Here is an 11,131-nt window from a genome sequence, read left to right on the forward strand (position 1 = left end):
CGACCATGGAGAGTCGGGGCGGCGGCGGCTTGACTCGGAGATACGCAGCCGGAACTACTCCGGCCGGTTTCCGAGCAGGAGGAAGTCATGACCGCCACACGTCTCGTCGCACTGGCGCTCGCCACACTGGCCACGGGTCTGATCGCGGGCCTTTTCTACGCGTACGCCAATTCCGTGATGCCCGCGCTCGCCCGCACCGACGATCGCGCGATGATCGACGTGATGCAGAAGATCAACGTGGTGATCATCAATCCCTGGTTCATGATCGGCTTCCTCGGCACGGTGGGATTCACCATCCTGGCCGCGGCGCTGCATCTGGGACGTGAGCACCGGAGCACGCTGATCTGGATCGGCCTCGCGCTCGTTCTCAACGTGATCGCCTTCGCGGTGACCTCCGGGTTGAACGTCCCGCTCAACGACCAGCTGGCGGCCGCGGGCGACCCGGCCGCGATCGCCGATCCGGCGGCGGTGCGCGCCGACTTCGAAACCGCCTGGGTGCGTTGGAACATCGTGCGCGGTGTCTGCCACACGCTGGCCTTCCTGGCGCTCTGCGGTGCCCTGTTCGTCGCGGGCGTCCAGCAGGGGAAGGCCTCCGCCGCGGCGGCGGCGCCGGGCCGGGCGGCCGCGGGCGAGTACGCGGCGCCGCACCCGTCCGGCGCGTCGGCCTTCGGTCAGAGCTAGTTTCCGCGGCGACCCGCCGGAATCTGCGCCGTCCGGTCCACTCCGTGCGGTAGCTTCCCCGGAAGACGAGTCCGGACCGGGAGGCTATCGTGCGGCGTGTCCCAGGCTTTTCGTTGTTCATCGTTCTGCTCGCCGCGGTGTGCGCCACCGCGGGCGCGGCCCACGCGCAGGAGCGATATCCGGTCGAGTTCAACTTCTTCGCGGGCATTCCCGCCGAGCTGTCCAATCCGGGCGGCTCGCTGCCCGGCACCAACGACTGGTCCTGCCGGCCGACCTCCGAGCATCCGAACCCCGTGGTCCTCGTGCACGGGACCGGCGGTGGCGCACAGACGAATTGGGGCGTGTACGCGCCGTTGCTGGCCAACGAGGGCTACTGCGTGTACGCGGCCACGTTCGGCGCCTACGACCTGCCGTGGCCCGCGTCGGCCATCGGGGGCATGCTCCCGATCGAGCAGAGCGCGGCCCAGCTCGCCGCATTCGTCGACCGGGTACGCGCCGCGACCGGCGCGCGCAAGGTCGATCTCATCGGCCATTCCCAGGGCAACTTCATCGGCAACTACTTCGTCAAACGGCTCGCGGGCGCGGGCAAGGTGGACAAAATGGTCGGGTTGGCCCCGCCGTGGCTCGGCTCGAACGCGTACGGCATGGCGGATGTGAACGCGTTCGGCACGAGCCTCGGCCTCGGCCCGCTCTTCGACGCCGTGGCCGGATCGCCGTGCAATGCCTGCCGCCAGGTGCTGCAAGGCTCGGAGTTCGTGCGCGCGCTCAACGCGGACGGCGTCTATCACCCCGACGTGACCTACACGAATATCGCGACCGTGCTGGACGAGCTGGTGGTGCCCTATACCTCCGGCTTGGTCGCAGGCCCCCATGTGACCAACATCGTGGTTCAGGACGGCTGCTCGACGGACTACTCTGGGCATACGGGCATAGCGGGCAGCAAGAGGGCCGCGACCTACGTGCTCAACGCGCTCGATCCCGCTCATCAACGCCCGGTGCCCTGCGGTTTCGTCGACCCGTACACGGGGTAGGCAGCCGAGGTCGTACGTGTGCGGCGCAGATCCGGTCGGCGGACGGTTTGTTCGCTCAGGGCAAAACCCGACCGGAAACGAATCCCGCGACGCCCACGTTATGAGTGAATGACCGTGCTGTCGCCGGTCGGCAATAGGGTGGACCGGCGGCGGTGGCATCCCCCGCCAACTAGAGTGGAGGCGGGGGCCGCAACCCCCGGGCTTCATGGCAGGCTGACGCCCACGGTTGTTGTACACAGCACACTGCGGCGTCTGTTGCCAGAATGTCGGAGCAGGAGAGTGAGGGAGCGATGTTCGAGAGGTTCACCGACCGCGCGAGGCGTGTCGTTGTCCTGGCCCAGGAAGAGGCCCGGATGCTCAACCACAACTACATCGGCACCGAGCACATCCTGCTGGGGCTGATTCACGAGGGTGAGGGCGTCGCGGCCAAGTCGCTGGAGTCGCTCGGCATTTCGCTGGAAGGCGTGCGCAGCCAGGTGGAGGAGATCATCGGCCAGGGCCAGCAGGCCCCGTCCGGTCACATCCCGTTCACCCCGCGCGCCAAGAAGGTGCTGGAGCTGAGCCTTCGCGAAGCGCTGCAGCTCGGCCACAACTACATCGGCACCGAGCACATCCTGCTCGGCCTCATTCGTGAGGGCGAGGGCGTGGCGGCGCAGGTGCTGGTGAAGCTGGGCGCCGATCTCAACCGTGTGCGCCAGCAGGTCATCCAGCTGCTGTCCGGGTACCAGGGCAAGGAGCCGGTCGAATCCGGCTCGCGCGGTGAGGCGGGCACCCCGTCCACCTCGCTGGTACTCGACCAGTTCGGTCGCAACCTGACCCAGGCCGCGCTCGAAGGCAAGCTGGACCCCGTCATCGGCCGCTCGAAGGAGATCGAGCGCGTCATGCAGGTGCTCAGCCGCCGTACCAAGAACAACCCGGTGCTGATCGGCGAGCCCGGCGTCGGCAAGACCGCCGTCGTCGAGGGGCTCGCGCAGGCCATCGTCAACGGCGAGGTCCCCGAGACGCTGAAAGACAAGCAGCTCTACACCCTCGACCTGGGCTCCCTGGTCGCGGGCAGCCGCTACCGCGGTGACTTCGAAGAGCGCCTGAAGAAGGTGCTCAAGGAGATCAACACCCGCGGCGACATCATCCTGTTCATCGACGAGCTGCACACGCTGGTCGGTGCGGGCGCCGCCGAGGGCGCGATCGACGCGGCCTCGATCCTGAAGCCGAAGCTGGCCCGCGGCGAGCTGCAGACCATCGGCGCGACCACCCTCGACGAGTACCGCAAGTACATCGAGAAGGACGCCGCCCTGGAGCGCCGGTTCCAGCCGGTGCAGGTGGGCGAGCCGACCGTCGAGCACACCATCAACATTCTCAAGGGTCTGCGCGACCGCTACGAGGCGCACCACCGGGTCTCCATCACCGACGGCGCGCTGGTGGCCGCCGCCACCCTGGCCGACCGCTACATCAACGACCGGTTCCTGCCGGACAAGGCGATCGACCTGATCGACGAGGCGGGCGCGCGGATGCGCATCCGTCGCATGACCGCTCCGCCGGACCTGCGCGAGTTCGACGACAAGATCGCCGAGGCGCGCCGGGAGAAGGAGTCCGCGATCGACGCGCAGGACTTCGAGAAGGCCGCGCGGCTGCGCGACAAGGAGAAGCAGCTCGTCGCCAAGCGGGCCGAGCGGGAGAAGCAGTGGCGCTCGGGTGACCTGGACGTCGTGGCCGAGGTCGACGACGAGCAGATCGCCGAGGTGCTGGCGAACTGGACCGGTATCCCGGTGTTCAAGCTCACCGAGGAGGAGACCACCCGTCTGCTCCGGATGGAGGACGAGCTGCACAAGCGGATCATCGGTCAGGAGGACGCGGTCAAGGCGGTCTCCAAGGCCATCCGCCGCACCCGTGCCGGCCTGAAGGACCCGAAGCGTCCGTCCGGCTCGTTCATCTTCGCCGGCCCGTCCGGTGTCGGTAAGACCGAGCTGTCCAAGGCGCTGGCGAACTTCCTGTTCGGCGACGACGACGCGCTCATCCAGATCGACATGGGCGAGTTCCACGACCGCTTCACCGCTTCGCGGCTGTTCGGCGCCCCTCCGGGCTACGTCGGCTACGAAGAGGGCGGCCAGCTCACCGAGAAGGTGCGCCGCAAGCCGTTCTCGGTCGTGCTGTTCGACGAGATCGAGAAGGCCCACCAGGAGATCTACAACACCCTGTTGCAGGTCCTGGAGGACGGCCGCCTGACCGACGGCCAGGGCCGGACCGTGGACTTCAAGAACACGGTGCTGATCTTCACCTCGAATCTCGGCACCTCGGACATCTCGAAGGCCGTTGGGCTCGGCTTCACCCAGTCGAACAACGAGGGCTCGAACTACGAGCGGATGAAGCTCAAGGTCAACGACGAGCTGAAGAAGCACTTCCGGCCGGAGTTCCTCAACCGCATCGACGACGTGATCGTCTTCCACCAGCTCACCAACGAGCAGATCGTCGAGATGGTGGACCTGATGATCGGCCGCGTCGCCACGCAGCTGAAGAACAAGGACATGGCGATCGAGCTCACCCCGAACGCCAAGAACCTGCTGGCCAAGCGTGGCTTCGATCCCGTGCTCGGTGCCCGGCCGCTGCGCCGCACCATCCAGCGCGAGATCGAGGACCAGCTGTCGGAGAAGATCCTCTTCGGCGAGATCGGCCCCGGCCAGACCATCTCCGTGGATGTCGAGGGCTGGGACGGCGAAGGCTCCGGCGAGGACGCCAAGTTCACCTTCACCGGTAAGGCGAAGCTGACCAAGGCCGCGAGCGAGGAGAAGCCCGAAGTCGTGCTGACCGGCGCGACCGAAGGCTCCACCGAGGCCGCCTCGGGCGAGTAAGTCGCAACCGGAAAGCCCGTGCCCACCCTGGGCACGGGCTTTTCGTATTCCGGCGTCGTTTCTCGCGGTCGCCCCGGCTCAGGAATCGTGGTCGGCGAAGTAGGCGAGGATCGGTGCGAAGTCGGCGGCGAGTTCGCCGGGCACGATCACCTCATCGATGCCGTACTTGTCCCGGCGCCGCTCCAGGATCGCGGCAGCGGCGGACGGGTCCGCGGGAAGCATGCCCGCCGCGCCCGCATCCGCGAGGGCCTCGGCGGTCAGGCCGAGCTTCGTCGCGGTCCAGTCCGGCAGCCGCTGCCCGATGCCGACCACCTGATGGGTGAAGCGCAGGGCGCGGTCGGTGCCTTCTCGCGCGATGCAAACCAGCTCGGCCAGCTCCGCCTCGGTGGCCGCGGGTCCCGCGGCCAGCAGGATGCGGTCGGCGAATTCCGCCGCGGTCGCCAGCATCCTGGGGCCGTTGGCGGCGACCACGACCGGCGGGGCGGGGTTCACTTCAGCACGCACGGCGGCGATGGCGGCGACCAAATGCGCACGTCGTTGCGCGGGCGAACCCCAGGAAGCCCCGAGCCACCGGGCTTCGTCGGCGGCGTCCGGCCGTCCCGAGCCGATTCCGAGTTCGAAACGCCCGTCCGACAGCAATTGCAGGGCGGCGGTCTCCCTGACCGTGGCGGCCGGGGTGCGCAGCGGTGCGGCGAGGACGTTCGGGCGCAGACGAATGGTGGTGGTGACGGCAGCGGCCGCGGCGAGAGCCGGAAACGGGGAAGGGGTGAATCGGGTGTCGGGCAGCAGGAGCGTCCGATAGCCCTGCTGCTCGGCGGCCGCTGCCCCGCGCGCCCAGTCGGCTCCCGAACGCGGGGTGATAACGATGCCGAAGGTCATGCTCATGGTGGAATCTCCCGATCGTGAAGGCTGGTTCGTCAGCGTCCGATGAACCGCCGCCGGGCGAAGACCAGCACCGCGATGACGGTCGGCCAGAACAGCAGGGGGAAAATCCAGAACAGCGGCCAGGGGTGCCATCCACCGTCGTAGTGGTCGGCCAGAAAACTCACGGCCTCGGGTCGAGTGAAAATATTCATGACGAAAGACTGCGCTGATGGGCATGCCGGAGGCATCGGCCGCGCGTCGGCACTCGGAATACGCTCGGATACGTATGTCCGGAGTGTGCTGGGGACCGCCCGTAGTGATTTACCAGTTATTTGCTAGACGGTGGTCGGTAGGTAAATTTTGGTTCGCTGGAAAATTGCTCTCTACTGATATCGAGGGCAGTCGGGCAGTGCGACACTATGCTGTCGCGTCGCGCGAGGGGGCCGTATTTCGGTCTCCACTCCGGCTGTGCCCTGGTCCGGGTGACAGTGGCGGGACTGAGAACGCCCAAAAGGGAGCGCGCTGCTCGTTCCGCCGGGCGGTTCGACCGGGATTCAGTGAATTCGGCGCGGGTTTGCTCGTTGACTGGTCGCCTTCTTGCGGTCGATATCCGGCGGTCGAGGACGGGTCGTTCGCTCCCGGTTCTCATGGCAGTGCGGCGAGGTCGTCCGGCCCGGTGGGCACCGATAGGCGGCGGCTCACTGCCAGCCGGGGCGCACGAGTCCGGATTCGTACGCCATGACCACCAGTTGGGTGCGGTCCCTGGCATGCAGTTTGGTGAGTATGCGGCTGACATGGGTGCGGGCGGTAGCCGGGCTCAGGTAGAGCCGTTCGCCGATCTCCGCGTTGGTGAGACCCTCGGCGACCAGCGTCATCACCTCGCGTTCGCGGTCGGTGAGCCCGGCAAGGGTGGCCGGCGGCGGCGTTTTCGCGCGCGCGGAGAATTCCGCGATCAGCGTGCGGGTCACACCGGGAGACAGCAGCGCGTCGCCCGCGGCGACCACGCGGACGGCGCGAACCAGATCGGCCGGTTCGGTGTGCTTGACCAGGAACCCGGTCGCGCCGGAGCGCATCGCCTCGAAGACGTACTCGTCGAGCTCGAAGGTGGTCAGCACGACCACGCGCACCTCGGCCAGCAGCGGGTCCTCGGCGATCATTCGGGTGGCGGCCAGACCGTCCAGGATGGGCATGCGGATGTCCATCAGCACCACGTCGGGGCGCAGATTGCGGGTCATGCGTACGGCCTGCTCGCCGTTGTCCGCCTCGCCGACCACTTCGATGCCGTCCTGGGCATCCAGCAACGCCACGAACCCGCCCCGCACCAATGCCTGATCGTCGGCCACCAGCACCCGGATGCCGCCGGTTGGGGTGTCGGCCGGAACCGAATCGTGGTGGTCGTGCATCGGGTCTCCTCCGCCGTGGGGCCGGCTCACCCCGTCAGTGCTGCGCGCGCCCGGCCCAGGTGCTCGGTCGATCGGCCGCATCGGCGGGTCGGTCCGGTGTGACATGCGACTCGAGTTCGCTCGGGCCGGTGGTGTTCGACGTTTCTGTGGCCGTCGAGTCCGATGTCCCGGTACCCCGCGGCGAGGGTTTCGATCCCGCGGGGCTCTGCTCGGACGCGTCCGAGGCCGTGCCGCTCTGCTGGTCCGGTGCTCGGGATACGGCGTTCTTCCGGCTCGGCGCATCCGCTTGCCCGGTGCTTCGGGCCTGCGTTCCCGGTGGCGCCGAGCCCACCTCGGCCGCGCCGGGTTCGGCTGTCCGCGTGGGCAGCCGGGCCGCCACCCGGAACCCGCCGCTGGGGCGCGGGCCCGCGGTGAGGGCGCCGCCGAGGGCGTGGGTGCGCTCGCGCATGCCGATGATGCCGTTGCCGCCGCCGTTGCCGGAGCGTGAGGGCGCACTGGTCGGGCGGCTGTTGTCGACGGTGATGTCGACCGAGTCCGGGGTGTAGCGCACGGTCACCGAGGCGTCGGCGCCGGGTGCGTGCCGGAGCACGTTGGTCAGCGACTCCTGGATGATTCGCGCCGCCGCCACGTCGATGACGCTGGGCAACTGCTGCGGGTTGCCGAGCACTCGGGTGGTGACCGTCAGTCCGGTGCTGCGCGGGCGCTGTAACAGGTCGTCCAAGTCGCTGATGCTCGGCGCGGGAGCGCGCGGTGCGGGCGGCGGCTCGGCTTCGGTCGCCGCTGCGGTGTCCTCCGGGTCGGCCGTGGGCGATTGCTCGCCGGTCGCCGCGGGTGCGCTTCCGGAACGGATCGTGTGCAGTAGCGCGTGCACCTCGGCCAGAGCGTCGCGACTGGCGTTCTTGATCGCCGTGAGCGCCGTCTCCGCCTGCTCCGGGCGCTTGTCGAGCAGTTCCAGCGCCACCGAGGACTGCACGTTGATCATCGATAGGCTGTGCGCGAGCACGTCGTGCAGTTCGCGCGCGATGGCGAGTCGTTCTTCGCTGGCCCGGCGCTCGCGCTGCGCTTCCTCGTCCCGGCGCGCGGCCTCGGCGCGCTGACCGCGCGCGATGAGCACGGCCTTGCGTTGCCGGATGCCCTCTGCCACCAACAGCAGCACGGCAAGCCACGCCATCAGCGCGAACACCTGCCACAGATTCGCGGTGCGATCGAGCAGTGCGGGCAGCGGCCAGACCAGCGCCAGATACCCGAGTGGGACGAGCGGATAAGTCCACCACCGTGATCCGGTGCTCGCGGCGGTCAGAAACGCGATGACCAGTGAGACGAAGATCGGGCCGTACCCGTAGTCCCGCAGGAAATACGCCACGCACACGGCGAGTACGACGATCAGCACGGGCAGCGGCTGCGCGCGCCGCCAGATCAATGCCACCGGCCCGGCCAGCAAAAGCAGGTAACCGAGCGCGTCGAGGGAGTGCACTCCGGTCTGCCGCATGTTCGCGAAAGTGCCTCCGACCAACTGAACCGCGGCGACGACGAGCGCGACGCCCCAGTCCCAGCCGACCGAACTCCGATCTGTCATCCCTGCCACCCGCACCCACGTAGCCTATGCGCCCGGTCGTGATTCGACGTCCGCATGGGAACGTATTTCGTCGTAATCGCACCGATTCCGATCCGGTACGGCCACGGGCTCAGCCGTCGTTCCAGCTACGTATGCCGATCGTCGCCCGGCGACGGATGTCCGCAGCGGGTCGGCGGCGGATTCTCGGTGCATGGCAGATTCGATCGTGGTCACCCGAGGGTTGACCAAACGCTACGGGGAGCACACCGCCGTCGACGACGTGACCATGAGCGTCGGATACGGCGAGATCTATGGCTTCCTCGGCCCGAACGGTGCGGGCAAGACCACCACCCTGCGGATGCTGGCCGGGCTGATCCGGCCCAGCGAGGGCACGGCCACGGTCGTGGGGTATCGGCCAGGCGATCCCGCGGTGGTGCGCCGGATCGGCGTGCTCATCGAGGGGCCCGGTTTCTATCCCTACCTCTCCGGCCGGGACAACCTGCGCGTGCTCGCCGAATATCGCAGGATCGGGCGGGCTGAGGTCGAGGAGGCGCTGGAGCGAGTCGGGCTGGCGGGACGTGCCGAGGACAAGTACCGCACCTACTCGCTGGGCATGAAGCAGCGCCTCGGCGTGGGAGCGGCATTGCTGGGCAACCCCGACCTGCTCATCCTGGACGAGCCGACCAATGGTCTCGACCCCGTCGGGATGGCCGAAATGCGGGAGCTGATCACCGCTTTGGCCGCCGAGGGCCGCACGGTGCTGCTGTCCAGCCACATGCTCAGCGAAGTCCAGGCGATCTGCCACCGGGTCGGCGTGATCGCCCAGGGCAGGCTGCGCACCGAAGCGACGGTCGAGCAGTTGCGCGGCAACCCGTCGCTGGTGGTGCGGGCCGAGCCGGTCGAGGTGGCCCTGCCCGCGGTGCGACGGCTGGTGGGTGAACGCTCGGCGCTGCTGACCGCGAACGGCATCCGGATCGAGTCGGACACCGTCACCGCGCCCGCCGTGGCTCGTGCGGTCGTGGCAGTGGGCGCGGACCTGCTCGAGCTGCGGATCGACGAAAAGTCCTTGGAGGAAGTGTTCTTCGAGATGACCCGATGGGAGGCGGCGCGATGACCGGCACGGCGATCCAGGACCTGGTCGCGAGCACGAAGGCGGAGATGCTGCGGCTGCGAAAGTGGCCGGCATTCTGGATCGTTCTCGGAACGTGGATTCTGCTGAATCTCGTGTTCGCGTATCTGTTCAATTATCTGGCCTACACGTCCGGGGAATCGAGCCGGATGTCCAACGGGCTGCCGCGCGAGGCATTGCTGCAACAGATGTTGCCCGCCGCGGTGCCGGAAGTGTTCACCCAAGGCATGGCCATGTTCGGCGGCGCGCTGATGCTCATTCTCGGCGCGCTGACCGTGGGCAGCGGGTACGGCTGGGGAACCTGGAAAACCGTCTTCACGCAGGGGCCTTCGCGAGTGCAGGCCATCGCCGCGGTGGTGGTGAGTCTCGCGGTCGTGGTGGTGGCGCTGGTGTGCACGGCTTTCGTCGTCGATGTCTCGGTCGCCGCCCTGATCGCGGCCTCCCAGTCGCAGGCGCTGACTCTGCCCGCGCTGGATCGGTCGCTGCTCGGAATTCTGACGGGCGTCGCCATTCTCGGTATGTGGACGCTGGCCGGGGCGCTGATCGGAGCGATCGCGCGTGGACCAGCGCTCGCGGTGGGGCTCGGCCTGGTCTGGGTGCTGGTGGTGGAGAACCTGTTGCGCGGCGTCGCCGGGATCTTCGCGCCGATCGAGGTGGTCACCGATCATCTGCCGGGCACGGCGGCCGGATCGCTGGCCGGAGCGATGCGCACCGTGGACGGTCCCGCCACACCCGGTGTGCTGCAAATTCTTCCGAGAACGGAATCGCTGGCCGTGCTGGCCGGGTATCTGGTGCTGTTCTCCGTCGGCACGATCTGGCTGATGCGCAGACGCGATCTGGTGTGAGCGACAAGGGGTGTCGAAACCGGCGGTGGAGGTTGTGCACCGCCGGTTTCGTTTTGGTGGACTCACCCGGGCCCGAGCACGGATTCGGCGATCACGCGCAGCGCGTCGATGATCTGTCCGGAGGTCAAGCCGCGCTCGCGTTGCTGCCGATAGACCTCCGCTGCCAGCGGTGCGAGCAGTGGGTCGACCAGTGCGTCCGGTTCGCGGATTCCCGCCGCCACCAGCAACCCCCGCACATGCGCGTACCAGAATCCGTAGGCGCCGGTCGCGAAGCGGGCTCCGCCGATTTCGGCGCCGAGCACCAGATGGGCGTGCGTGTCGAGCAATTCGACCATCGCGGCGTAGAACGCGGCCAGCCGCTGGGCGGCGGAAGCTCCGGGGCCGAGCGGCGGGGGACCGGAAAGCAGTTTCTCCTGCAGCGCTCGCTCGTGTTCGTCCAGCAGCGCCACCGCGACCGAGCTGGTGTCCGGATAACGCCGATAAAGGGTGCCGCGGCCGACTCCCGCGGCCTTCGCGATGTCGTCCATCGTGACCGTGCGCGGGTCTCGGGTAGCGAACAACTCGGCGGCGGCAGCGAGCACTTTGGCCCGGTTGCGTGCGGCGTCCGCGCGTTCCGGTGCAGACGCCGACCGGCCCGGCCCTTGACCGGCGAGCAGGTCGGAGCGGGGTTCCATGCCGTGACTGTAACCGATTCCGATGCAAGTGGACAATCTGTCCAGATTGGCCGTATCGTCGACCTCGGACAGAAGTGGACATCATGTCCATTTGAGGAGGAAT

Annotated in this window: 10 protein-coding genes; 5 read left to right on the forward strand and 5 right to left on the reverse strand. The window is 68.2% G+C overall.

Features of this window, described 5'->3' with window-relative positions; genetic code table 11:
- Nucleotides 1–87 precede the first annotated feature (87 nt).
- From ON21_RS01965 to ON21_RS01975, 3 genes are all read left to right on the forward strand, one after another.
- On the forward strand, nt 88–681 hold the full coding sequence (locus tag ON21_RS01965; RefSeq protein WP_039794675.1) for an anthrone oxygenase family protein: 594 nt from the start codon (nt 88–90) through the stop codon (nt 679–681).
- A gap of 89 nt (nt 682–770) precedes the next feature.
- A complete protein-coding gene (locus ON21_RS01970) occupies nt 771–1,712 on the forward strand; it encodes an esterase/lipase family protein (RefSeq protein ID WP_039794676.1) in 942 nt (313 codons plus the stop codon).
- 290 nt (nt 1,713–2,002) lie between these two features.
- Nucleotides 2,003–4,558, forward strand: a complete 2,556-nt coding sequence (locus tag ON21_RS01975; RefSeq protein ID WP_039794679.1) for an ATP-dependent Clp protease ATP-binding subunit — start codon at nt 2,003–2,005, stop codon at nt 4,556–4,558.
- A gap of 78 nt (nt 4,559–4,636) precedes the next feature.
- Here ON21_RS01975 and ON21_RS01980 read toward each other — a convergent pair whose 3' ends face one another.
- The 4 genes from ON21_RS01980 to ON21_RS01990 all read right to left on the reverse strand — a co-directional run bounded on the left by ON21_RS01980 (nt 4,637) and on the right by ON21_RS01990 (nt 8,401).
- Nucleotides 4,637–5,443 (reverse strand): LLM class flavin-dependent oxidoreductase, encoded by an 807-nt coding sequence (locus tag ON21_RS01980; RefSeq protein ID WP_039794680.1) that lies wholly within the window; start codon nt 5,441–5,443, stop codon nt 4,637–4,639.
- A gap of 32 nt (nt 5,444–5,475) precedes the next feature.
- A complete protein-coding gene (locus ON21_RS38055; RefSeq protein ID WP_157170685.1) occupies nt 5,476–5,634 on the reverse strand; it encodes a hypothetical protein in 159 nt (52 codons plus the stop codon).
- 486 nt (nt 5,635–6,120) lie between these two features.
- Entirely contained in the window at nt 6,121–6,825 is a 705-nt protein-coding gene (locus ON21_RS01985) for a response regulator (protein WP_051020190.1), read from the reverse strand.
- Between the two features lie 34 nt (nt 6,826–6,859).
- On the reverse strand, nt 6,860–8,401 hold the full coding sequence (locus ON21_RS01990) for a sensor histidine kinase (RefSeq protein ID WP_063821000.1): 1,542 nt from the start codon (nt 8,399–8,401) through the stop codon (nt 6,860–6,862).
- A 190-nt stretch (nt 8,402–8,591) separates the two neighbouring features.
- Here ON21_RS01990 and ON21_RS01995 point away from each other — a divergent pair, with 190 nt between their 5' ends.
- Both ON21_RS01995 and ON21_RS02000 read left to right on the forward strand, forming a co-directional pair.
- Nucleotides 8,592–9,494, forward strand: a complete 903-nt coding sequence (locus tag ON21_RS01995) for an ABC transporter ATP-binding protein (protein ID WP_039794682.1) — start codon at nt 8,592–8,594, stop codon at nt 9,492–9,494.
- Nucleotides 9,491–10,354: an ABC transporter permease subunit gene (locus ON21_RS02000; RefSeq protein ID WP_039794700.1), complete on the forward strand. Its 864-nt coding sequence runs from the start codon at nt 9,491–9,493 to the stop codon at nt 10,352–10,354. Before ON21_RS01995 ends, ON21_RS02000 begins: the two co-directional genes overlap by 4 nt.
- Nucleotides 10,355–10,416: 62 nt before the next feature.
- On the opposite strand, the gene ON21_RS02005 is transcribed toward ON21_RS02000, so the two are convergent.
- A complete protein-coding gene (locus ON21_RS02005) occupies nt 10,417–11,028 on the reverse strand; it encodes a TetR/AcrR family transcriptional regulator (protein WP_039794683.1) in 612 nt (203 codons plus the stop codon).
- Nucleotides 11,029–11,131: the final 103 nt, after the last annotated feature.

This window comes from Nocardia araoensis NBRC 100135 (assembly GCF_000308435.1).
GTDB classification, from domain to species: Bacteria; Actinomycetota; Actinomycetes; order Mycobacteriales; family Mycobacteriaceae; genus Nocardia; species Nocardia araoensis.

Coding starts and splice junctions, on each gene's coding strand:
- ON21_RS02000 (WP_039794700.1), top strand. CDS start 9,491: ATGACCGGCACGGCGATCCAGGACCTGGTCGCGAGCACGAAGGCGGAG.
- ON21_RS01985 (WP_051020190.1), bottom strand. CDS start 6,825: ATGCACGACCACCACGATTCGGTTCCGGCCGACACCCCAACCGGCGGC.
- ON21_RS02005 (WP_039794683.1), bottom strand. CDS start 11,028: ATGGAACCCCGCTCCGACCTGCTCGCCGGTCAAGGGCCGGGCCGGTCG.
- ON21_RS01975 (WP_039794679.1), top strand. CDS start 2,003: ATGTTCGAGAGGTTCACCGACCGCGCGAGGCGTGTCGTTGTCCTGGCC.
- ON21_RS38055 (WP_157170685.1), bottom strand. CDS start 5,634: ATGAATATTTTCACTCGACCCGAGGCCGTGAGTTTTCTGGCCGACCAC.
- ON21_RS01990 (WP_063821000.1), bottom strand. CDS start 8,401: ATGACAGATCGGAGTTCGGTCGGCTGGGACTGGGGCGTCGCGCTCGTC.
- ON21_RS01980 (WP_039794680.1), bottom strand. CDS start 5,443: ATGAGCATGACCTTCGGCATCGTTATCACCCCGCGTTCGGGAGCCGAC.
- ON21_RS01995 (WP_039794682.1), top strand. CDS start 8,592: ATGGCAGATTCGATCGTGGTCACCCGAGGGTTGACCAAACGCTACGGG.
- ON21_RS01965 (WP_039794675.1), top strand. CDS start 88: ATGACCGCCACACGTCTCGTCGCACTGGCGCTCGCCACACTGGCCACG.